The organism is Pedobacter chitinilyticus, from assembly GCF_003313385.1.
GTDB lineage: Bacteria > Bacteroidota > Bacteroidia > Sphingobacteriales > Sphingobacteriaceae > Pedobacter > Pedobacter chitinilyticus.
Genome location: NZ_QMHN01000004.1, coordinates 243,134 through 267,430, shown reverse-complemented (window position 1 = coordinate 267,430; position 24,297 = coordinate 243,134). Strand labels below are relative to the sequence as shown.

The following is a 24,297-nucleotide window of genomic DNA, read 5'->3' as shown; positions in this document are numbered from 1 at the left end:
TCAATTCTTTTTTATCAATAGGTAGCCGTTGAAATTTAGCCAATTAAAAGATTTCTCATTCTTCTGGTAATTTCCGCTAAGATTTCTTACCACAAAAGTAAAATTATATTTTCGGGTTTTCTGTGGAAGCTGCAACAAAGCAGATGGCACCGTGAAGGTTTCATGCCCTGCTTTTGCAAAAGGTTGCTGATCGTGTTTTAATACTAAATCCCTAGCTAAACTATCTACATTAAATAACACTTCTTCTTTACCTGAAATTTTTAGCGTTAATTTTTCCACTTTACGCTTATGATGTGCTTTGACCTCTTCCCTTTCTCCTTTTTCAACTTCAAACTTGTCGCCATTAAAAATACTTGGCTGCTGCAAATAGTCATTCAAATCAATCATCACTTCATATCCCTGCAAATTAACCACACCATCGGCACTGTTAAAGGTCATATATTTAGACCAAACAGAATTATCAATGTCTTTTACCTTTAAAAGTGCAAAAGCAGTATCAATCTTCTCATTATCTATCTCGTAACTCCGTGATTTGTTCTTTTTCGCTTTAACGTAAATCTTTTCTTCCACCTCTTTGAGATTTGCAGAGGTAAAACCTTGTAACGAAGCAAGGCCATGCCTATCTACTAAGTAACGTACCACCGCAGGAATTTCTTCTTTATCGACCGCATTTTTGCTCGCTATCAATTTTTTAAGCCTAGCCGCTTGGGAAACTTTCGAAATAGAAAAAGCACTTTGAGGTCCATAAATAGACAGTATAGCCAGAGCAAACAAACTAACAGGAATTACTTTAATATTTTGCTTTTTGCTGAATAGAAAATAGCCCGTAATACCTGTAAGCCAAGCGGCTAAAATGATTAAAATATACCTCGATTCTGTAATTCCATAATTACCTACTCGCTTAATTACAGCCAAAATGAGCAATACAATTAACGGAATCATCATGAGGTAAAAGAAACGGGAAAATAGTTTAATCCAACCATTACCGTCTTTCTCCTTAATGGGATAAATTAAAAGTAACGACAGCACACCAAATACCGCATAGCCCAAAATCAGCGTAGATACCAATCCTTTGGGCAATTCCCAGTTGATGGCTATTTTAACTTCATACACTAACAATATGGCCAAGTAAATGGTCATTAAAGGAATCAGAACGTATTGCGTAAATATTTTTAATCCTTTTGGATAGCTCTGCTCCTCATCTAGCTCTTGAAAATTGATGGGCACTCCCGCTAAAAAGAAAACAGTTGTGAAACCAGCGCTCAGCACAATAAAAAGTCTGAGATAGACTTCTGAATGAATGGTAACATTAAACAAACCATCAATAGCAAATAACGCAATGGCCAAACCAGCATAAAGCACTGCAGCATAAAATGCCGATATCAGAAATCTTAAAAACAAGGTTTTATTGTACTGCCAAAAACCATTCAAATTCCCCCGTTTAATGAAAGGCGCAAAGGCCACCAGCAAGTGAAAGGCAAAAGCAAAAAGTGCCATCCTAAAAACATCTGTCAAATACTTAACAGGGTCTATGAGAAAGTACAAAGCGGCTAGGAACGCTAATCCTGATGCCCGCATGATCCATTTGGACCTTAAATTTAAAGAGTGACTCTCTGCATAAGTATCCAATGCCAACAGTAAGGTCAAGCCCAAATTACAAAGAAGCAATAGCTTGAGCAGATTTTGGTTCAAATCCATCTTGACCCCACGACCAGCAAGATAATACCACAATCCTGTAGCTACCAAAGCAACGAGCACTTGTAAGGGGAAACGAACAACAACGCTTTTAAAGTTTTGCCAAAGCACACCTATCGAAGGTAATTTCATAAGCTTTAAGGATTAAAATCATTCACTCTAAGATAGCTAACTCCTGCAACTATCTTAAAAAATGTTAAAAATAGCGTTTTAAGTTGTAAACTATTTTTTTAGTTCATACTTTAGTAGCACACCAAACAATTAACATGAAAAGAACGTTACTCCTACTAGCGCTGATACTGACATTCTCCGTAGCTCGTTCACAAACAAATTCTATTAAAGGCGTTGCTGCAGACCTTTCTTCAAATGCAAAGCTTCACAATGCAACCGTTAGTGTTTTAAACGCAAAAGATTCAACCCTGTATAAGTTCACTAGAGCTAATGCGGATGGCAATTTCAGTTTTCAAAACATGAAAAATGGGAACTTTATCCTATTAATTACCTATCCAGAATATGCTGATTTTGTGAATAAATTCAGTTTAGATTCGGCCAATAAATCTTTCGATTTTAAAGTAATCGATATGAAAACCAAAGCCAAATTGCTGAATGAAGTGATCATTAAAGGACAAGCGGCAGCCATCAAGATTAAAGGTGATACCACTGAGTTTAATGCTTCTGCATATAAAATACAGCCAAACGACCGAGTAGAGGACTTATTAAAAAAATTCCCAGGGGTAACGGTTGATGCGCAGGGTAAAATTACTGCTCAAGGTAAAACGGTAGAAAAGGTATTGGTTGACGGTGAAGAGTTTTTTGGCGATGACCCTACTTTGGTGACCAAAAACCTACGAGCTGATATGGTTGACAAGGTGCAATTATTTGAGAAATCAAGTGACCAAGCTGCCTTTACTGGCGTTGATGACGGCCAAAAGAAACAAACCTTAAATATTGTGCTGAAAGAGGACAAAAAACAAGGCTACTTTGGTAAAATTGATGCGGGTTATGGTACAGATGATTTTTATCAGGTACAGGCCATGTTTAACAAGTTTAAGAAAAAAGAGAAGATAGCTGGTTATTTCACTTCAAGTAATACAGGAAAAACTGGCCTTGGATGGGATGATGCTAACAAATATGGAAGTAGCGGCAATATGGAAGTGACTGACGACGGGATGATCTTCATGTCGAGCAGTGACGAACTTGATGGTGGTGGTCGTTATTGGGGAGAAGGTATTCCTATTGCCCACAATGGAGGTGTACACTACGAAAACAAGTGGAACAACGATAAAGAAAGCATTAACACCAACTACAAGGCAGGTTCTCTTAACGTGAAAATCAATAAAAACACCATCAACCAACGTAACCTTCCTGACGCTATCTTTAATACCAATAGCACTGCTAATACTGAAAACGATATGTTTAGGCAGAAAATTGATGCTACCTATAACATTAAATTGGATACAACTTCTAACTTAAAAGTAACCATTGATGGGACTTTGAAAAATTCAGAAAGTGACGTTATCGATAATTCAGTGGGTAGAAGAGGTGACAATTCTTTATTAAACACAGCGGACAGAAAAACCGATAATAAAACCAAGCAACAAGTATTTAACCTAAGTGCTTTTTACACAAAAAAACTGAAAAAAGCCGGGCGTAATTTTTCGATTAATTTAAGCCAAGCTTACAACAAATCTAATAGTGACGGATTTTTGAAATCCATCAACAATTTCTTCGACGAAAATGAAGATTTAACAAGCACCGAAAAAATTGACCAATTGAAAGACAATAGCATTTTAACAAATCGCTTGTCATCCAATGTTACATTTACCGAGCCGCTAAGTAAATCGCTTAGTTTAGTGGCCAACTATGGTTTAACCTACACCATTAATAAAGCAGATAGGATAACTTACGATGCTTCTACTCCTGGCGTTTACGATCAGTTCAACAGCGAGTTTAGCAATAACTTTGAAGCCGACCAATTACTGAATCAAGTAGGTGCTATTTTCAACTACAAAAAAGGGAAAACAGTAATTAACTTGGGTACTAAAACCAGCTTTATCAACTTCGACCAAACAGAGGTTTACAGCAATCAGAGGTTAAAAAGGAATTTCACCAACTGGCTACCTCAAGCCTCCTATCAGTACAAGTTTTCGGCTCAAAAGTCTTTCAGCATTAACTATAATGGTTCAAATACACAGCCTAGTGTAAACCAATTACAACCTGTAAGAACCAACGACGACCCATTGAACATTGTGGAAGGTAACGACCAGTTAAAACCTGCTTACAATAACCGATTCAACATTAGATATAATACTTACAAGGTACTTACAAGTCGAAATTTCTACGTAAGTGGAGGCTTCAATTTCACCAACAATCAAATTGTGAGCAATAACACCACTGACGACGGCGGTAAAACTACGTACAGAACAGTGAACTTGGAAGATAAATTACCGTATAACTATAATGCTTATGTGGGTTATTCAAGGAAGTTTGCTTTTCTGGGCAATATAAATGCAGGCTTAAACCTAGGTGGAAATGGGTCTCGTTCTTATAATTACGTAAATGGCAATTTAAACACTACTGACAACCAAAGCATTAGTCCTTCCTTAAACTTAAGCAGCTACGGAGACAAAAATCAATTTTATATGTCTTTTGGTCCTAGATATTTTGTACAAGAAGCCTCTTTACAAAAACAGACCAATAACAAAGGTTGGGGCTACAATGGTTACATGGATTTAAGTTTTAAACTACCTAAAAAAATCACCATTAGATCTGATGCTGAATATACCTACCAACCTAGTTCTGCTTCATTTGATAATAGCTTTGAACGTTTCGTAATCAATGCTGCAGTAACGAAGGCATTTTTTAAAGAAGAAAGCTTGAAATTAATGTTTAGCGCCAACGACATTCTGAAACAAAACGTTGGTTTCTCAAGGTCTGCTTCAACCAACTCAATCACCCAAACCAGCTACAATAACATCAGTCGTTATTTCATGTTCTCGCTAATATGGGATTTTAACAAGATGGGTGGAGCTCCAAAAACAAACTAATTTAACCTACAGACACATGAAAACACTAAAATATATCATTGCCGCTTCCTTCACTTTTTTTGTGCTAAGCAGCAGCGCACAACATGCCCGTTTTGTTACACAGGGCACTATTGAATACGAAAAACGCGTAAACGCTTATGCCTTAATCAAGCAACAACTTAAGTCATGGGGAGAAGACAATGCCTTCAGTACTCAAGCACTGGAAAGCTACCAAAAGAACAATCCACAGTTTAAAATACAAAAAAGTAAACTATCGTTTAACAATCAAACTACCGCGTTTATACCTATCGAAGAGAATACTCCCGTGTCAAATAACTGGTTTGCTAACATGATTGAATTTCAACAAGCCAATTCTATTTTAAGTGATTTGAATGCAGGGACTAGCAAAACACAAAAGAAAATCTACGAAGAAACTTATCTTTTGAGTGATAGCATTAGGAAAATCAACTGGAAGATTACAGATGAGTTCAGAAATATTGCAGGCTATAACTGCCGAAGGGCAAATGCACTGGTGATGGATTCAGTATATGTAGTGGCTTTTTACAGCGAAGAAATAGCCGTTAGCGGAGGTCCAGAATCGTTTAGCGGTTTACCGGGAATGATATTAGGTTTGGCACTTCCACATGACCATGTGACGTGGTTTGCCACTTCGGTAACTGACGAAGCGGTTAGCCCAGATAAGATAAAAATCCCTACCAAAGGCAAACCAGTTAACCAAAAACAATTGTACGATATTTTAAAAGGAGCTTTAAAAGGCTGGGGAAAATCGGCCTACCAAACTTTTAAGTGGGCGATGATGTAAAGATTAGTTTAACTGTTTAAACTGAAAAATCGGTTAACTGTTGATAAGCAGCGGTTAACCGATTTTTTATTTCTACACTTGTTAACGAAAACGATGAGCTCACTACACCGTTAACTGTGCATTATTAGTTCACTACCAGTTTATATCCTTTTCCGTGAACATTGATAATTTCCACCTTTGGATCTTCTTTCAAGTACTTGCGAAGCTTGCTCAAAAACACATCCATACTGCGCCCGTTAAAATAATTATCATCATGCCAAATGCTAAGCAACGCTTCTTCTCTGGTAAGCACACCATTTTTCTTTAAGCACAACAAGCGTAACAATTCAGCCTCTTTAGTAGATAACTTTTGCTGTCCACCATTAAAATGGATAATTTGAGTAGTATAGTCAAAACGATAGCTACCAATTTCAAACTGACTTGGTGCCTCTTCTTGTGCTACATTTTGTTTCAAAGATGCTCTCTTTAAAAGTGCATTGATACGAAGTAAAAGTTCCTCTATCCTGAAAGGCTTGGTAATATAATCGTCCCCACCTAAATCATAAGCCAGCGACTTGTCTTCCATCATCGATTTGGCCGTAGCGAAAATGATAGGCACATGCTCATTGGCTTTTCTTATTTCCTTTCCTAAAGTGAATCCATCCTTTTTAGGCATCATCACATCCAGTATACAAAGGTCAAAATCATCCTTGCCAAAAGCTTTATATCCTTCGTCACCATCAGTGCACAGCACCACTTCAAAATTGCCTTTAATCTGTAGGTAGTCCTGCAATAACAACCCTAAGTTCGGGTCGTCTTCAACCAAAAGTATCTTCTTCATATCAATTGTTTAATTTAAATGGTATATGGATGGTAAACGTCGTTCCTTTATCCTTCTCACTATTCACTTTGATGCTTCCATTCATTTGAGCAACAATATCATTTACGTAGCTTAAGCCCAAGCCAAAGCCCTTTACATCATGTAAATTGCCTGTAGGTACTCTATAAAACTGATCAAAGATACGTTTGGTTTGCTCTTTGGTCATTCCAATACCTTCGTCGCTTATTTCTATGTCAATGCCGTTTGCGTGGTTTCTGGTTTTAATGGTAATTTTAGGATTTGACGGACTGTATTTGTTGGCATTGTCGATCAGGTTATAAATCACATTAGACAAATGTAGTTCATCACCAATCAACACATCCTTCTCTGCATCCAATGCCAAAGTAACCTCGGCGTCCTTCTTCTGCAATTGAAGGCTCATACTATCTACCACCAAAGAAATGAGCTCGTTTACAGCCACTGGTTGGCGCTCCAACTTCAGTTCCTTCTTCTCCAATTTAGCAACATTTAATACCCGTTCAATATGGTTACCCAATCGTACGTTTTCGTCGTAAATAATACCCGCTAAACGGTTGATCCTCGCTTTATCCGCATTCAAATCAGGGTCTTTTAAAGCTTCGCTGGCAATCATGATGGTAGCCACTGGCGTTTTAAACTCGTGGGTCATGTTATTGATAAAGTCCGTCTTCATCTCCGTGATTTTTTTCTGTCTGATGATGGCGTAAATGGTATAAGCAAAAATGAAAACCAACACCAACAATAAGCCTACAGAAGAAATAAGGGTGACAAACATGTTGTTAAAAATTAATGAGTTTTTATTAGGGAAACTCACGTACAACATTCCTGGATCTTTAATCATCAAATCATTACTGAAAATGATTTTACTGAAGGTATTTTTGGGCAATATTTCTGCCTCTTGTAAGGATACATTTTGATAAATGACCTTATCGGTATTTTTGGAAGGCGTTACCCAATAGTTATAATCTAAATTAATATTCTTGCTGAGCAGTTCTCGTTTGATCAACGTATCTACAGTCTCTTGGCTCGGGATTCTTTCTTCCAAAGGAATATTCTTATTGGCCATCTCCTTGGCTACATCTTGCAATAGCATTACATTACGGCCATTGTTGCCCACTAGTGTAACGGTATCAGCATAAAGCCGCTCAAGTTCCATTTTATATCGATGCTCCGCCTTTACGTCCTCTAGTTCAAACTTAGTTTTTAAGTCTGGGTCCATCGTAGGTAAAATAATGAACTGCGGTCTTAAGTCAGCTGGGCTAAGAGCGAGGTAAATAATTGAATCAGGTAGTTTATCCAACCTAATAATTGGTCGTTTTCGTTCGTAATTAGACGAAAGTTTACGACTAAGGACTATGCCATCGGGCGTTCTAAACTCATCTATTTTATAATTTAGGGTGTTTTTGTTGTTTGGATTTGGATTAGACAGAATTGCATAATCTTCCTGACTTATAATTTGAGGCTTAACGTAATTACTATGGATAATGCTATCCTGTTCATTTAAATACTGCAAAATCTGTTGCTGCAGTTTCATTCGCCTACGAGCCTTATTTTCCTTATACCGTTCTTTAAACGCAACAATACTATCCGTTTTACTACGGATATTACTTACCTCCAATTCCTGAAATTCTATATCTTTTTGGTTGATATGTCGAATGACATTCTTCTTCTGTATCTTATTAACCACGGCACTTAGTGCTTGATTTACATCCTGCTCAAAAAGCTGTGATTTAAGGTTATAAGATTCCCTAACGTAATACATCTGCATTACAAAAACACCTAACAACGCAAAGGTCATTAGTGCGGTAATTATCCAAAGGCTCCTCTTTTTCATGCCGTTTCAATTCAAAGTTAACGAACACTTTAATAAACACCACTACCCTTTAACACTTTTTAACAGTAAAATCGGGCTCAATAAAAGCTCATTTTCAGCGATTAACAGCCTCAAAAGCAAACTCAACCTAACAACAGCAGCATAAAAGACGCAAGCTTTTGTTACAACGTTAAGTTTTAAAAGAGCATGAAAAAAGCCACTTGGTTATCCAAGCGGCTTCTAATTATCATTGTTTTCTTAAAAAGCGATATTAAAAAGGCAAATCGTCATCCTCACCAGCAGCGGTATTTACGTCAACTGGAGCAGCATATTGCGGTGCATCACCAGCTGCAGGAGCAGTGCCTGTTAATGCAGTAAGACGCCATACTACCAAACTGTTAAAATACGAAGTAACACCATCTTTGTTAGTCCACGGACGACCACGTAAATTGAACGAAACCTCAATCTCATCTCCAGGCTTTAAGCTATCAAATAAAGCTGTTTTATCTTGTAACGCCTCAAATCTAATATATTCCGGATAAGTCGGATTTTCTGCGTATTCTACAATTAAATCACGTTTCTTAAACGTTTCGCTCACCTGCTGTATGGCACCAATTTCGTGTACCTTCCCTTTAATTTCCATATCAATACTAATATATTTCTCTTCTTCCATCCAAATCTCTATATTTTTATTGATAACTTCGCAAATCATATGACACAAGTTTTCCACACCAAGAGCAAGGTAATTATCACCTGTAATAAAAGACTATCATCCTACCTCCAAACAGAAGTAGAGGAACTGGGCTATACCATTGAAAGAGCCTTTTCTACTGGTGTAGAGCTTAACATTACCCTTACTGAGTGTATAAAACTTAATCTCAATCTGCGTTGTGCAAGTCAAATTCTATATAGTTTAAAGAGTTTCGAGGCCAAAAACCCTGAAGAACTTTACCAAACTTTAGTAGATATTGCTTGGGAAGAACTCATTGATTTTTCGGGCTATTTTTCAGTGACGTCAAATGTTGATAATCCTTTTATTACGACTCCGCTTTTTGCCAATCTAAAGGTAAAGGATGCCATTGTAGACCGCATTAAATCAAAAAAAGGCATTCGTCCAAATAGCGGTGCTGATGCTAATAAAACTGTAATTCATTTGTATTGGAAAGATGCGGATGCCACTATATTTATTGATACTAGCGGAGAGACATTGAGTAAGCACGGCTATCGAAAAATCCCAGGAAAAGCGCCTATGTTAGAAGCTTTGGCTACAAGTGTGATCATGGCGACCAAATGGGATAGAAAATCGCCTTTCGTTAACCCAATGTGCGGTTCAGGCACATTAGCTATCGAAGCTGCTTTATTAGCCACCAACCGTCGCCCAGGCTTGTATAGGATGAATTATGGTTTTATGCACATCATTGGCTATGATGAAGAAGTATTTTTTCAGGAAAGACGGATCCTAAAAGATCAGGTGATTAAAAATGTAGATCTACAAATCATTGCTTCAGACCTTTCTGAAGATGCTGTTGATGTGAGCAGGAAAAATGCAAAAACTGCAGGTGTCGATCAACTTATCCAATTTGAGGTGGGAGATTTTGCTGAAACTACTGTGCCTGAAGGACAAAAAGGAGTCGTTGTTTTTAATCCCGAATATGGCGAAAGATTAGGCACCCATAGTAAATTGGAGCTCACCTACAAACGTATGGGCGATTTCATGAAAACAGATTGTAAAGGTTACCACGGGTACATTTTTACAGGCAATCCTGATTTAGCAAAAAAAATCGGTTTAAAGGCCGATAAAAAGATAGAATTTTACAATGGAAAACTAGATTGTAGAATGCTAGAATATGAGCTTTACGATGGCAGTAGAAGGCCTGAAAATGAGCGCCCAAACCGATAAAAAAACCTCTATTTTTCATAAACAAAAAAGTTGTAACCAGATGATTACTAGGGAATAAACTTGCAAACTGTAAAATATTTGCATAGATTTATCCCCAACTAACTATCTGCCCCATGAATGAAAAATACAAAAAAGAGATGCACCGCATCGCTAAAAGAATCAGGAAAGTTCGCGAGTTTAAAAAAATTTCGCAACAAGAATTAGCTTCTAAAATCGGAATTTCCCAAAATGCCTACAGCAAAATTGAATTGGGTTACAGTAAAATCAGCCTCGATCGACTTTTCCTCATTGCCAAACTGCTTGAAGTAGACACCCTAGAGCTATTGGCTTCAAGGCGTGCTTACTAGTATTTGCCGAACCAAACAAAATGCTCAGTGTTCATCATTACATTGAGCATTTCTTTTTATTTAGCAGTCAGTCATTTATCTTTATGTGATTTTTTTTCACAAGCTGTAGTTAAAGAAGCTAAAAGTTAACCCTTACTTTAGCATATATGCAACAGATTTTAGACCTTACCATCAACTTTGTTAAAAACACCCTTGCCGATGCCGAAGCTGGCCACGACTGGTTCCATATTGAACGTGTGTATAAAACAGCAAAGCACATTAATAGTACCGAGCAGGCAGATGAATTAATTGTAGCCTTGGCTGCACTTTTACATGACATTGCCGATAGTAAGTTTAATGGTGGCGATGAAGAAATTGGCCCCCAGAAAGCAGGTGATTTCTTAGCAAGCATTGGCCTTGAGCCCAAAATTATTGAGGAAGTAAAATTGATCATCAAAAACCTTTCTTTTAAAGCTAGCTTTGGCGAAATTTCGTACTTCTCTAAAGAATTAGATGTAGTTCAGGATGCCGACAGATTAGATGCCATTGGCGCCATTGGTATTGCTAGAGCATTTACTTACGGAGGTTTTAAGAATAGGGTGTTGTACAATCCCGAAATCAAACCTAACCTACAGATGAACAAAGAGCAGTATAAAAACACCACCTCTCCCACCATCAACCATTTCTACGAAAAACTGCTGTTGCTAAAAGATTTGATGAAGACAGAAACAGGTAAAGCAATGGCCGAACAAAGACATCAATTTATGGTGACCTATCTGGAGCAGTTCTATTCAGAGTGGGAAGGCAAAAAATAACTAAAAATATTAGCTATTTTACTATATTTGTTAGTAAAATAGCTAGTCATGTCTGAAAGGTTAATTCAAAAACTCAATATACTGGCCGATGCCGCAAAGTACGATGTATCTTGCTCATCAAGCGGTAGCGATAGAAAAAACACCAATAAAGGTGTTGGTAACGGACATCAATCGGGTATTTGCCATACCTATACCGAAGATGGCCGCTGTGTATCTCTATTAAAAATACTCCTTACCAATCATTGTATCTTCGATTGTGCCTACTGCGTTTCGAGGCGCAGCAATGATATTGAACGTGCAGCTTTTACGGTAGACGAAGTGGTGGAACTGACCATGAATTTCTATCGGAGGAATTACATTGAAGGGCTATTTTTAAGTTCTGGAATTTTTAAGAATGCTGATTTTACCATGGAGCGATTGCTTAGGGTAGTGAAGAAATTAAGACTTGAAGAAAACTACAATGGCTACATCCATCTAAAAACAATCCCTGGAGCTAGCGACGAACTAATTACAGAAGCTGGACTTTATGTAGATAGAATGAGTATTAACTTGGAGATGCCCACCGAAGTAGGTCTAAAGCTTTTGGCACCAGAAAAAAGCCATCAAGATGTGATCAAGCCTTTGGGTTTTATCAAAAACCAGATTGTACAATTTAAAGAGGAAAAGAAACTGATCAAGAGCGTGCCTAAATTCGTTCCTGCAGGGCAAAGCACCCAAATGGTGGTGGGCGCTACTCCAGAAACAGATAAGGACATTATGTATACCGCTGCCAATTTTTATAAGAGCTTTTCCTTAAAACGAGTTTATTATTCTGGTTATATCCCTATTAGCAATGATAGCCGAATGCCTATTTTGGGCTCACAACCACCACTTTTACGGGAGAACAGGTTATACCAAACGGATTGGCTCATGCGCTTTTATGGATTTGATGTAAAAGAGTTGCTAAATGACAACAACCCACACTTAGATACCGATATCGATCCAAAATTAAGCTGGGCTTTACGCAACATGCACTTATTCCCTATTGACATTAATACTGCCGATTATCAGATGATTTTACGCATTCCAGGTATTGGTGTTGGCTCTGCACAAAAAATTATACAAGCTCGCAAATTTGGAAAACTTTATATCCATCAGTTGAAAAAAATCGGCATTGCCTACAACAGGGCTAAACACTTTATAACCTGCGCCGATACCCCTTTTCAGTTAAAAGATTTTCAGTCGCACCAAATTAAGGGATTTATTTTAGCCGAAAGCCAGAGCAAGTATTTGAAGACACCTAATGAGCAGCTTTTACTTTTTTAATGATGTTTAACATTAAGGCATAAAGGGACATTAAGGTTTTTGACCTACCCCGCTCTATTACCACCTTAGACATTTAAGAGCATTTAAGGGGATTGTCTAAAATGTACTTAGGTGTCTTAGATGGTTTATAATATTATTTAAAACTATGATTTACATTTTCGATGGAACTTTAGAAGGCCTACTCACCGCAGTATTTGAATGGTTTGAGCGAAAACCTGGACCAGCAATATTGAAATCCAAGGAAATCCATCAGCCAGATGCTTTCATGCCCAGCTTTGAAGTGTTAACCGACAGGGAAAAAGCAGACAGGGTGTGGAAAGGCATGGCCAAGAAATTGGATAGGGCTTGGATGCGCAGAGCTTATTGTTCCTATCTCTCCGAACTCCCGCAAATCCACCACGATCTTTTTCAGTTCATCATCTATATTTTCCAAAGTCCCAGCGGTGCCGAGCAAAATTATGGGCATCCGCAAGTGTTAAGCATTACGCAAACGGCCAGAAAGGTAGAACGGGAAAAGCACAGGATGGAGGCTTTTATACGCTTCCAGAAAACTGCCGATGGAATGTTTTACTGCGGTATAGATCCCGACTTTAATGTGATCCCATTACTAGTTAATCATTTTAAAAACCGTTACGCCGACCAACAATGGATCATTTACGATCTAAAAAGACACTATGGCATTTTTTACGACCTCCAAACCGTAGAAGAAATTGAAATGGATATAGACATCAGCCTGCTAAAAAAAACAAACCAAAATCTGCTAGATGAAAAGGAAAATCTATATGCAGATTTATGGAAGAACTATTTTAAAAGCACGAATATTGTAGCAAGAAAAAACACCAAACTGCATACCCAACATGTACCCAAACGCTATTGGAAATATCTAACAGAAAAATTATAGCCAGTGTGTTAACATTATCTTAACTTATTAGCTGTAATTTAGCCATATGAAATTTAGCGTACTGGTTTTAATTACAGCATTGGCCGTGGGCTTGTCTATTGGCTTAGTGAACTACCATTTTCAGGGAAGCTGGTACTACCTGCTGATTTCGTTCGGAATTTCCTTCGGAACCAGTTTTTTGGTATTCTACTATTTACTTGAAAAATACATCTACAGCAAAATTAAGCTTATTTATAAGTTGATTCACAACCTAAAGCTTGGTAAGGATTTGAAAGAAGCCCTTGGAGAATATGTGAGTTCGGATCCTATTAATGATGTACAACAAGAAGTAGAGGAATGGGCAGGCGCCAAAAAGAAAGAAATTGAATTGTTAAAAAAGCAGGAACAATTTAGAAGAGAATTTCTTTCCAATGTATCGCATGAATTTAAAACGCCTTTGTTTGCTATACAGGGTTATATAGAAACGCTTCAAGATTGTATTTCAGATGATCCAGAGATGGCTGTAAAGTTTTTAAAGAAAGCCGAAAACAATATTGAACGTTTAAGCTATCTCATCAAAGATTTAGATTCAATTTCCAAACTAGAAACGGGAGAAATTCCAATCAACTATGTTCGCTTTGATATTGTTCCCTTAATTAAGGAAGTTCTTGACATTTTGGAAGACAAAGCTGCCGATAACAAAACCAAATTCATCTTTAAAGACAAATACACTACCCCTACAATGGTGTACGCCGATAGGGAGAAAATTAGACAGGTGTTAATCAACCTTATTCAGAATTCCATCAAGTACGGCAAAGAGAATGGCTCCACCTCAATCAAAATCTTTGAGCTTCACGATCAATATTTAATAGAGGTAACCGACGACGGAATGGGCATTGAGGAAAAACATCTTCCTCGCTTATTTGAACGTTTTTACAGGATAGACTCTCACCGTTCTAGAAAAGAAGGTGGAACTGGATTAGGTTTAGCCATTGTAAAACACATCTTAGAAGCTCACCAACAAACTATTTCGGTACGTAGTACGCCAAGCATTGGGACCACTTTTGCTTTTACGCTTCAAAAAAACAACGAACCTTTGTTGAACTACGGTAAAAAATAATTCGCCGCATATCCTTCTTTAAGATTAATGGAGGCCATTTTATTAGGCTACAATCCGTTATCACTTAACAATCAAGTAAAATTGTCGCCAAAGTTAACATTAACTTAACATTGCGGTTTTACTTTTGCATCATATTTAAAATAAGTATGAGCAATATATTCAGCTTCTTTACCCCTAAAGACAAAAAGTTCCAGCCATTGTTTGAACAAGCAGGAAGTAACGTTAGGAAAATTGCAGAAGCACTTTTAGTAGTAGTAACTACCGACGACATCGAAAAAAGAAAAGAAGCCATTAAAGAGGTTGAACGTTTGGAGCACGTAGGTGACGACATTACGCACACGATCTTTATTGAGTTGAGCAAAAACTTTATCACTCCTTTTGATAGAGAAGACATCCACTCATTGGCGAGTGCTATCGACGATATTGCAGATTATATCCATGCATCAGCAGGAAACATTGAACTTTACAACGTGACTAACATTGGCGAGCCAATGGTAAAACTTGCCGAGTTATTGGTTGAAATGTGTGGTGACCTTGAAAAAGCGATCAAAGAATTGAGAAGCTTTAAAAACATCAGGGTAATTGCAGATGCTTGCGTGAGAATCAACAGTGCGGAAAACCAAGCAGATTATACTTGTAACCTTGCCATTGCTCGTTTGTTCGAGTTTGAAACCAATGCGATAGAATTAATTAAGCAAAAAGAGGTGTTACAAACCTTAGAAATTGCGACTGATAAATGTGAAGATGCGGCCAACGTGCTAGAATCTATCTTGGTTAAAAACGCATAAGACCATTATGACCATACTTCTCTTAATTATTGTTTTAGCCCTCATCTTTGATTACATCAATGGTTTTCACGATGCTGCTAATGCAATTGCAACCATCGTAGCTACAAAGGTGCTTACACCTTTTCAAGCTGTAGTATGGGCTGCTTTTTTTAATTTCTTGGCCTACTGGGTATTTGGTTTCGGCGTTGCCGATACCGTTGCAAAAACAGCCAATACCATGGAAATTAACCTTACGGTAATTCTAGCGGGGGTTATTGCGGCCATTATTTGGAATTTATTAACTTGGTGGTTCGGCATACCTTCTAGTTCATCTCACACTTTAATTGGTGGTTTTGCGGGTGCTGCTGTAGCTCATGCGGGCTTAGACGTAGTAAATTGGTACAAAGAAGGTAAAGCAGGCGAAATGCCAACAGGCGTTTTGGTGATTGTAGGGTTTATTGTCCTAGCTCCATTAATTGGCGCCATTGTTTCCTACTGTATTTCTGTCTGGCTTTTACATTCGGCCAAAAAGAGCATTGGACCAAAGCTTTTTACGCTTGGTTTGATGATTGCCACCGTAGTTTTTGTATATCTCCAAATGATCCCATACGATAAGATTCATAAACCTCGTTTTGAATCTCATTTCTGGAGTGTCGTATTTGAATCGCATAACATCAAATGGTTCTTAGTTGCCTTTATTGTACTTACCATTAGCTCGTTTTGTTTAATCTTCAGTTTCTTAAGTCATCACCAATCAACTAAATGGCTTAGAAAAATGCAATTATTATCTTCTGCGGCGTTCAGTTTGGGCCACGGTGGTAACGATTCGCAAAAAGTAATGGGGATTATTGCGGCAGCGGTATTGGTTTATGTACACCAAAGTGGTGTTTCTATGAGCAGTATGCCAGACTGGTTACACGTGGTATTGCCGTCTAAAGATGCCAATGGCGACGAAATAGCGGCACATATGCCACCATGGATTCCATTAGCCTGTTATACAGCTATTTCAATAGGAACTTTAAGCGGTGGATGGAAAATCGTAAAAACAATGGGTTCTAAAATCACTAAAGTAACGCCATTTGAAGGTGTAACTGCAGAAACTGCAGGTGCATTAACACTTTACTTTACTGAGCACTTGAAAATCCCTGTAAGTACCACGCACACCATTACTGGTTCTATCATTGGTTCTGGTTTAACCAAAGGAACTTCTGCAGTAAAATGGGGTGTTACCGTTAAGCTTGTTTGGGCTTGGGTTTTAACCATTCCTGTATCTGCAGCTTTGGCGGCAATCTTGTATTACATTTTAAGCCTGTTTATCTAACAGCATAAAACAACATAACAAGGCGGCTATTGTATGATAGCCGCCTTTGTTTTTTAAACCTTACGCATTATGTCATTGCATCTTCATGCCTCGCAATGACGAAAATTTTTACATAGTGCCCAGCAAAAACTCATCAATCGCTTCAACAGCATGCTTGAAGCGCCGCTCTCCTATACCAGATACCACAGCATATTTAGCACCCAATGCCTTAAGTTCCTTGTGCCAAACTTCCATAAAATGTTCCCGTTGGTTCGGGAAATCTCTCAAAGGATCATCTTGCCAAGGCAAATCAATATCTAACAGAATATAAAAGTCGTAAGGACGATTTTTAAGGGCATCCAATACAATTTGTGGCGTATGTCCAAAAAAGGCATCACTCCAAATCTTTACTGTTAAAAACGTTGTATCACATATCACAAAATCTGTTTCGGTCATTGCCAAAACAGACTCTTCAAGGGCTAGCTGTCCATGAAACATATTCACTTCATCTTGCAAAGTGCAGGGCTCCGTTAATGCCTCACAATAATAACGAGCATATTCTGGTACCCATGGTACTTGATAGTATTTAGCCAATTGCAACGAAATAGTAGATTTTCCAGTGCTTTCGGGGCCAACAATGGCCACTTTTTTAATTTGCTTGTTCACGATAAGTCTTTCTCCAATCTAAATACCCATTCAAAGCTATAATGACTAAAATAGCGTATAATACGGCATAGAGATTAAGCTCTTTATAAATTAATAAGGGTATGTAACAAATATCAACCACAATCCACAAAATCCAATTCTCTAGGATCTTTCGCGTGAGCATAATTTGCGCCACGAAACTCATTGCAGTGCAAAAGCCATCCTCGTAAGGCACGTTAGTAGGTGTATAGCGATCTAAAAAATAACCCAATACCACCGTAAGAACCATTATAGACAAAATGGCATAAATCCAGTGTCTCCATCCAATGCTCACTACTGGCTTGGTGTCTTCCTTCTTTTTCTTCAACCAAAACCACCAACCGTAAAATGCGGTGAAAAGAAAATAAAACTGTAGGGCAAAATCGCCAAACAGATGGCTTTCAAAAAAAAGGATGGCGCTAATCACAATACTCAAGATAGAAATTGGCCAGTTCCATATATTTTCCCTAGCTGCCAAATAAATGCAGGCTATTGTACTTACAAACCCAAGCCACTCAAGCCATGAGGTGTGCTGAAACTGTTGAAGCAATTGCTGCCAAAAATTGGCTTCGAGGATTAACATTAATCAAATATATAGGTAAGTTATCTTTTCGCCACAAATGCACAGATTTTTCTTGCATATTTTGTCCAACCTAACAGATACTAGTATTTAACTTGTTAAAAATAAAAATCTGTGCATCTGTTGCAAAGTAAAAAACCAAAAGGTCTATAAAAAAGAATTCCGGTAGGGAACAACCCCTACCGGAAAATAAACCAAACAAACTATTTATGAAGAATACCCTCTTGCGAGGATGCTTTAGATCAAATTTTCAATTTATATTGCTGTCTTAATCATCAATCTGTTTCAACAACAATTATAAAACTCTATTTGTTTCCTTTTATTACAACATTTTTGCCAATCTTTAAAAATCACCTATTTCATGACGCTAACATGACCTTCAAACGTAGCACATCGTGTTTAAAGCACACTATAGCATTTTTATTTTTTCAAACTTTTAAAAGATCATTTTTTTGTCCACTGCCAGTTTAACATTGTTTGTTTGACAGAGACTGACATATAGCCCTATAAAACGGACAGTGTATTATAAAACATACAAGAATATTGTTCTATTTCACGGCCACTCGCCAAATGATACCGCTTACATCATCTGCCACTAAAAGTGCCCCGTCGGGAGCAACAGCGACACCTACAGGCCTACCGTAAACCTCACTTTTATTCCCATCAGCAATAAATCCTGTTAAAAAATCCTGCAAAGGTCCAGTTGGCTTACCATCCTTAAAGGGCACAAAGGCTACTTTATAGCCACTAAATTTCGAACGGTTCCACGAACCGTGTTGTCCGATAAAAGCACCGCCATGATATTTTACAGGGAACTTGTTATTCGTATAAAAAGCCAATCCAAGAGAAGCCGTATGCGAACCTACCGCAACGTCAGGTACAATTGTTTTCTTCACCAATTCTGGATTAGCGCCTTTTAATCTAGGATCTTCGTGCTGTCCAAAATAAGCGTAAGGCCAACCATAAAAAGCCCCTTGTTTAACACTGGTGATATAGTCAGGGACTAAATCATCGCCTAAACCATCACGTTCGTTCACGGCAGTCCATAACATATTGGTGGTAGGCGCCCAATCCATTCCTACAGGATTACGTAATCCACTGGCGAAAATACGTTCGCCTGTTCCATCGGGATTTACTTCCAAAATGGCTGCTCTCCTTACTTCGTGTTCCATTCCGTTCTCTCCCACATTACTACCAGACCCCACCGAGATATAAATTTTATCCTTGTTCTTGCTCACTAAAAGGTTTCTTGTCCAATGGTTATTATAGCCACCAGCAGGCAAGTCTACGATCTTTTTACCCACTCCAGTAATTTTAGTGTCTCCAGATTTATATGGAAAAACCCAAAGCCCATCCGTATTGGCCACATAAAAGGAATTCTCAATAAAGGCCATTCCATAAGGTTGGTTAAGCCCTGTTAAAAACGTGGTTTTAACTTCTGGCACTCCATCCTGATTACTATCTCTAAATAGCAAAATCGTATTTACACTTTTCCCAGAAACTTCGGATTTAGCTTTTCCTGAAATTTTATTGACCACTTGCTCTGCTACACTACGTTCAGAGTTAGACAAAGCGACTAAAATATCTCCATTAGGTGCAATCACAATATTTCGCGGGCTTTTCATTTGATTTGCAAATTTGCTTACCACAAAGCCCTCTGGTGCCTGAGGTATTTTATTGGCAGGCCAGTCGATTACTTTACTGAAATTATTTTTTGAAGCGGTAGTATCTGGCGCTGGCAGATTCAAGGTATCTATCTCCGTGGCCGCATGTACCGTATCAGCGGTTTCAGTTTTTTTATTTGAACTGTTACAGGCCGCAAACAGCGAGGCAGAAAGAATTAGAAGGAATAGGGATTTTGTTCTCATATCTTTAGTTTTTTTAGCACTGCCTATTTAAACAGCCAAGTGATAAAGTTGTTTTCACTAAACCAGCTGGTTACACAAAGAAAGCATACGCCACCTGCCAACAAAACCTTTTTAAAGCATTCAAAATACCGCCCATCAAATGGCTTATTCTGCGTCATTTGGGTATCTCAATATATTTTAAAATAATCGCCCAAAAATTGATCAGCAAATTGTATCTTTGCATCCCGACAGAGATGTTGGGATTTTCGTTTCATAGCAGAGGAATTCTCCCAGCTATCGGTCAATTTAGACTATCACTTTAGACTTTTTTAAAAATCCCACATGCCTAAAGACACTTCCATCAATTCAGTATTGATTATCGGATCTGGACCTATTATTATTGGACAAGCCTGCGAATTTGATTATTCTGGTTCACAAGCCGCACTTTCTTTAAAAGAAGAAGGAGTAAAAGTTTCGATTATCAACTCTAACCCGGCTACCATTATGACCGACAAGGTAATTGGTGACCATGTTTATTTAAAACCTCTAACCCTCGAATCGATTGACGAGATTTTAACGGAACACAAAAACAATCCTAACTTACCTACTATTGATGCGGTTTTACCAACTATGGGCGGACAAACAGCATTGAACCTTTGCGTAGATGCAGAAGAAAGAGGTTTGTGGAAGAAACACAATGTTAGGATTATCGGGGTAGACGTTGCCGCTATCGATAAAACCGAAAACAGAGAGTCTTTCCGCCAATTAATGGTTGATATAGGCGTTGGTGTGGCTACTTCTAAAATTGCCAATTCGTTTTTAGAAGGCAAAGAAGCAGCGCAAGAAATTGGCTTCCCGCTAGTAATTCGCCCTTCGTATACACTTGGAGGTTACGGTGGTGGTTTCGTACATAAAAAAGAAGATTTTGACGCAGCCCTTAAACGTGGCTTAGAAGCTTCGCCAACCCATGAGGTTTTGGTAGAGCAAGCGGTTTTAGGCTGGAAAGAATATGAGTTAGAGTTATTGAGAGATAGCAATGATAACGTAATTATCATCTGCTCTATCGAAAACTTTGACCCAATGGGTATCCACACTGGTGACTCGATTACGGTGGCGCCAGCAATGACCTTATCAGATCGTTGCTACCAAGAAATGCGTAATCAGGCAATCAAAATGATGCGTGCCATTGGCAACTTTGCAGGTGGCTGTAACGTACAATTCTCGGTAAATCCTGAAAACGACGACATCATCGCCATCGAGATCAACCCTCGTGTATCACGTTCATCAGCTTTAGCTAGTAAGGCAACTGGATATCCAATTGCGAAAATTGCTGCTAAATTGGCTATCGGGTACAACTTAGATGAAATCGAAAACCAAATCACGAAAACTACTTCAGCTTACTTCGAGCCAACTTTAGATTACGTGATTGTAAAAATCCCTCGCTTTAACTTCGACAAGTTTAAAGGTGCCAACATGGAGCTGGGCTTACAAATGAAAGCTGTAGGTGAAGTAATGGGTATCGGTCGTAACTTTATCGAAGCTTTGCAAAAAGCTTGTCAAAGTTTAGAGATTGGCCGCGCTGGAATTGGTTCAGATGGTCGTCAAAAACGTGATATCGAAGAAATTATGCATGGCTTACAGCATCCAAGCTGGAACCGTGTGTTCTTGATCAAAGATGCCATGAGCATGGGTGTACCATTGGAGTCTATCCGCAAGGTAACCAAAATTGATAAGTGGTTCTTAAACCAAATTCAAGAGTTAGTGGCTTTAGAAACTGAATTAAAACGCTACTCACTAAATAATATCCCTAGAGATTTCTTCTTCAACCTTAAACAAAAAGGTTTCTCTGATATTCAAATTGCCTTCATTTTAGGCAATGTAACCGAAGACGATGTATACAACCGTCGCAAGGAACTGAACATCAGAAGAGCTTATAAAATGGTAGATACTTGTGCTGCCGAGTTTGCTGCACAAACACCATATTTCTACTCTACTTTTGAAGAAGCGCCACAACAAATCTCTTTGGTAACTGGCGAAGTTTTATCGGACGGAGATGAGCTAGGTACTAACGAATCAATTGTTTCTGACAGGAAAAAAGTCATTGTATTAGGTTCTGGACCTAACCGTATCGGTCAAGGGATTGAATTTGATTACTCTTGTGTACACGGCTTGTTAGCAGCGAAAGAAAGTGGTTTCGAAGCCATCATGATTAACTGTAACCCTGAAACGGTAAGTACAGACTTTAACATGGCCGATAAATTATATTTCGAGCCTGTTTTCTGGGAGCACGTACGTGAAATCATCGATTTGGAAAACCCAGTTGGGGTAATTGTTCAGTTGGGTGGTCAAACGGCCTTAAAAATGGCTGAAAAACTTCACGAGAACAACATCCGCATCATTGGTACTTCTTACGAGAACATGGATATAGCTGAAGATCGTGGTAGTTTCTCTGACTTATTGAAAGAACTAGACATTCCATATCCAAGATACGGAGTTGCTGAAAACGCTGAAGAGGCCATTAAAGTAGCTAACGAAGTAGGTTATCCAGTATTGGTTCGTCCTAGTTATGTATTAGGCGGACAAGGCATGAGCATTGTCATTAACGACGAAGACTTAGAAAAAGCCGTAGTTAAATTACTAGGTGATTTACCAGGAAACCGTGTATTGATTGACCATTTCTTGGACAGAGCAGAAGAAACTGAGTCTGACTCGATTTGCGATGGCGAAGATGTGCACATTGTTGGTTTAATGGAGCACATTGAACCTGCAGGGATTCACTCGGGCGACTCAAGTGCGGTATTGCCTCCATTCAGCTTGTCTGACAAGGTAATTGCCGACATGGAAAATTACTCGAAAAAAATTGCTAAAGCGCTAAATGTAATTGGTTTATTGAACATCCAATTTGCAGTTAAAGATGATAAAGTATATGTCATTGAAGCCAATCCACGTGCTTCTCGTACAGTGCCTTTCATCGCTAAAGCTTACGATGTGCCTTACATTAACATTGCGGCTAGAGTAATGTTAGGCGTAAATAAATTGAAAGATTTTAACATCGAACGTAAGCTTAAGGGATTTGCAATTAAAGAACCTGTTTTCTCTCATAATAAATTTCCAGAGATCACTAAAGAATTAGGCCCAGAAATGAAATCTACAGGTGAAGCCATCCGTTTCATCAAAGATTTGGAAGACCCTTATTTCTTGAAGCTAGTGAAAGATAAATCGATGTATTTGTCTAAATAGAAATAGTCAGTAAGACCGAAAGTCTGAAAAGATTTAAGTCCCTTAGCATTAAGTTAAGGGACTTTTTTTACAATGTCATTCAGAGCGCAGCGAAGAATCGATTTTTTCGAAGCGCACATACAGCAAAATGATTTACGGGCAGTCCTGCTTTCCGCTTTATCTTTTTTATCCTTCGACAACTTGTCCCGATTATTCGGGAAGCTCAAGAGGACAAAAAAGGATATCGCTACAATCAGGGCTATTTAACACGGGCTTTTACGAAGCATTGCGGAATAACGTCTGTCCCGTTTTGAGAGGTAGGGGAAGATTTTAATTTTTGGGCTTTAGGATAAACCTCATAGGTTTCTTTACAACATACCCATAAACCTATGAGGTTTACGAGAATCTGCCTGACAGTAAACAAACTACTGCTTAGTCCAAATTCTGGTGTTCAAATCCAACTCTTCCACTATGCCATACATAAGCTTCAAAAGCTCTATATCTTTCTTTAACAAATCTTGGTTTAAAAGTGATTTAAAAACTGGCGGTTCGAAATAATCATGTTTTAAAGGAAAGGCGATATATATGTTTGACCAAACAAAAGACACGAAAATATCTGATTCAGCAAACTGATTGAGGACCAGCAACCTTTCCATCATAGCAGGAGTTAATAGATAACGAGCTTCTACTTGGTTACTTGCTTGGGTAAAAAAAGTACTATTAAACTCAGTATTCTCCAAATCTACAACCCTAGCATCTCCTGAAACTTGCCTGCTCACCCAATTAACCATGCTTCCAGTATAATGCTTGGGCCTAACCAATGTTAAACCATCAAAATGCTTGTTAAAGCTTGCACAAAACAATATTCCTTTGAAAATATCTACATAAGCTCGGTTTCCGCGAGCCTGTGCTACTACTTCCGCAAAATGAATGGTAGTTTTACCTATTTCGCCATGCACCAGGTCTTCGGTTTTATAGGCATCAGGCTTCTCTCCGAATAAAAAGCTATCTACAAAATCAGTAGGGCTTATCCCAGAGTTCGGATTAATTTGCAAATTACCATCAATACCTTCCAGCATATTTACCATAACTCCTTGCTTATAGTGCAATCTATATAGCTTTCTATCCTTATTTCCCAAGCTGCATACCACAATTGCCATCACAATCAGTATCAGTATTTCAATTAAAGCCACAAGAAACGCCCCTAAATAGAAACAAATTACAAAAGTGATTATGCCTAAACCTATACACCAATATGCGGCGTAATATTTCCTAGCAATTTTCAGCCGAGCAGTTTCCAGTTCTTCTAATAAGATCTGAATTTTAGAAGGTTGAGACGTTGACATTTTGAAATTGAAT

19 protein-coding genes are annotated in these 24,297 nt (G+C 38.3%); 11 read left to right on the top strand and 8 right to left on the bottom strand.

Translation table 11 applies throughout. The features are described 5' to 3' along the window. Complete coding sequence (locus DUT70_RS13930) at nucleotides 1-1,827, bottom strand: DUF4153 domain-containing protein (protein ID WP_113647954.1); 1,827 nt, start codon at nucleotides 1,825-1,827, stop codon at nucleotides 1-3. 134 nt (nucleotides 1,828-1,961) lie between these two features. Between DUT70_RS13930 and DUT70_RS13925 the strand changes: the two genes are divergently transcribed. Together DUT70_RS13925 and DUT70_RS13920 are read left to right on the top strand one after the other, a co-directional pair. Then, nucleotides 1,962-4,742 (top strand): outer membrane beta-barrel family protein, encoded by a 2,781-nt coding sequence (locus tag DUT70_RS13925; protein WP_113647953.1) that lies wholly within the window; start codon nucleotides 1,962-1,964, stop codon nucleotides 4,740-4,742. Nucleotides 4,743-4,758: 16 nt separating this feature from the next. Further along, complete coding sequence (locus tag DUT70_RS13920) at nucleotides 4,759-5,544, top strand: GLPGLI family protein (RefSeq protein WP_113647952.1); 786 nt, start codon at nucleotides 4,759-4,761, stop codon at nucleotides 5,542-5,544. Between the two features lie 124 nt (nucleotides 5,545-5,668). On the opposite strand, the gene DUT70_RS13915 is transcribed toward DUT70_RS13920, so the two are convergent. The 3 genes from DUT70_RS13915 to DUT70_RS13905 all read right to left on the bottom strand — a co-directional run bounded on the left by DUT70_RS13915 (nucleotide 5,669) and on the right by DUT70_RS13905 (nucleotide 8,838). Continuing rightward, nucleotides 5,669-6,364 carry a response regulator transcription factor gene (locus DUT70_RS13915; protein ID WP_113647951.1) on the bottom strand — a complete coding sequence of 232 codons (696 nt, stop codon included), beginning with the start codon at nucleotides 6,362-6,364 and terminating at the stop codon, nucleotides 5,669-5,671. Nucleotide 6,365: 1 nt separating this feature from the next. Next, complete coding sequence (locus DUT70_RS13910) at nucleotides 6,366-8,216, bottom strand: sensor histidine kinase (protein WP_113647950.1); 1,851 nt, start codon at nucleotides 8,214-8,216, stop codon at nucleotides 6,366-6,368. 250 nt (nucleotides 8,217-8,466) lie between these two features. Beyond that, nucleotides 8,467-8,838, bottom strand: coding sequence for a DUF3127 domain-containing protein (locus DUT70_RS13905; protein ID WP_113648167.1), 372 nt, complete (start codon nucleotides 8,836-8,838; stop codon nucleotides 8,467-8,469). 69 nt (nucleotides 8,839-8,907) lie between these two features. Between DUT70_RS13905 and DUT70_RS13900 the strand changes: the two genes are divergently transcribed. From DUT70_RS13900 to DUT70_RS13865, 8 genes are all read left to right on the top strand, one after another. Further along, a complete protein-coding gene (locus DUT70_RS13900; protein WP_113647949.1) occupies nucleotides 8,908-10,095 on the top strand; it encodes a THUMP domain-containing class I SAM-dependent RNA methyltransferase in 1,188 nt (395 codons plus the stop codon). A 113-nt stretch (nucleotides 10,096-10,208) separates the two neighbouring features. Continuing rightward, nucleotides 10,209-10,442, top strand: a complete 234-nt coding sequence (locus DUT70_RS13895; protein WP_113647948.1) for a helix-turn-helix domain-containing protein — start codon at nucleotides 10,209-10,211, stop codon at nucleotides 10,440-10,442. A gap of 146 nt (nucleotides 10,443-10,588) precedes the next feature. After that, nucleotides 10,589-11,236, top strand: coding sequence for an HD domain-containing protein (locus DUT70_RS13890; RefSeq protein WP_113647947.1), 648 nt, complete (start codon nucleotides 10,589-10,591; stop codon nucleotides 11,234-11,236). A 48-nt stretch (nucleotides 11,237-11,284) separates the two neighbouring features. Continuing rightward, the gene (locus DUT70_RS13885; RefSeq protein ID WP_113647946.1) at nucleotides 11,285-12,541 is read left to right on the top strand and encodes a putative DNA modification/repair radical SAM protein; all 1,257 of its coding nucleotides are present in this window, start codon (nucleotides 11,285-11,287) and stop codon (nucleotides 12,539-12,541) included. A 145-nt stretch (nucleotides 12,542-12,686) separates the two neighbouring features. Beyond that, entirely contained in the window at nucleotides 12,687-13,442 is a 756-nt protein-coding gene (locus tag DUT70_RS13880; protein WP_113647945.1) for a TIGR03915 family putative DNA repair protein, read from the top strand. A 46-nt stretch (nucleotides 13,443-13,488) separates the two neighbouring features. Then, complete coding sequence (locus DUT70_RS13875; RefSeq protein ID WP_113647944.1) at nucleotides 13,489-14,541, top strand: sensor histidine kinase; 1,053 nt, start codon at nucleotides 13,489-13,491, stop codon at nucleotides 14,539-14,541. Between the two features lie 146 nt (nucleotides 14,542-14,687). Next, nucleotides 14,688-15,329 carry a DUF47 domain-containing protein gene (locus tag DUT70_RS13870; RefSeq protein WP_138722375.1) on the top strand — a complete coding sequence of 214 codons (642 nt, stop codon included), beginning with the start codon at nucleotides 14,688-14,690 and terminating at the stop codon, nucleotides 15,327-15,329. Nucleotides 15,330-15,336: 7 nt separating this feature from the next. Beyond that, entirely contained in the window at nucleotides 15,337-16,629 is a 1,293-nt protein-coding gene (locus DUT70_RS13865; protein ID WP_113647943.1) for an inorganic phosphate transporter, read from the top strand. A gap of 108 nt (nucleotides 16,630-16,737) precedes the next feature. On the opposite strand, the gene DUT70_RS13860 is transcribed toward DUT70_RS13865, so the two are convergent. The 3 genes from DUT70_RS13860 to DUT70_RS13850 all read right to left on the bottom strand — a co-directional run bounded on the left by DUT70_RS13860 (nucleotide 16,738) and on the right by DUT70_RS13850 (nucleotide 19,740). Further along, a complete protein-coding gene (locus tag DUT70_RS13860; RefSeq protein ID WP_113647942.1) occupies nucleotides 16,738-17,274 on the bottom strand; it encodes an AAA family ATPase in 537 nt (178 codons plus the stop codon). Next, nucleotides 17,258-17,875 (bottom strand): nicotinamide riboside transporter PnuC, encoded by a 618-nt coding sequence (gene pnuC / locus DUT70_RS13855; protein ID WP_113647941.1) that lies wholly within the window; start codon nucleotides 17,873-17,875, stop codon nucleotides 17,258-17,260. The genes DUT70_RS13860 and pnuC overlap by 17 nt, the downstream gene beginning before the upstream one ends. Before the next feature lie 545 nt (nucleotides 17,876-18,420). Further along, nucleotides 18,421-19,740 carry a PQQ-dependent sugar dehydrogenase gene (locus DUT70_RS13850; protein ID WP_113647940.1) on the bottom strand — a complete coding sequence of 440 codons (1,320 nt, stop codon included), beginning with the start codon at nucleotides 19,738-19,740 and terminating at the stop codon, nucleotides 18,421-18,423. 321 nt (nucleotides 19,741-20,061) lie between these two features. Between DUT70_RS13850 and carB the strand changes: the two genes are divergently transcribed. Further along, nucleotides 20,062-22,959 (top strand): carbamoyl-phosphate synthase large subunit, encoded by a 2,898-nt coding sequence (gene carB, locus DUT70_RS13845; protein ID WP_113647939.1) that lies wholly within the window; start codon nucleotides 20,062-20,064, stop codon nucleotides 22,957-22,959. 404 nt (nucleotides 22,960-23,363) lie between these two features. On the opposite strand, the gene DUT70_RS13840 is transcribed toward carB, so the two are convergent. Continuing rightward, nucleotides 23,364-24,284, bottom strand: a complete 921-nt coding sequence (locus DUT70_RS13840) for a DUF3137 domain-containing protein (RefSeq protein WP_113647938.1) — start codon at nucleotides 24,282-24,284, stop codon at nucleotides 23,364-23,366. Between the last annotated feature and the right edge of the window lie 13 nt (nucleotides 24,285-24,297).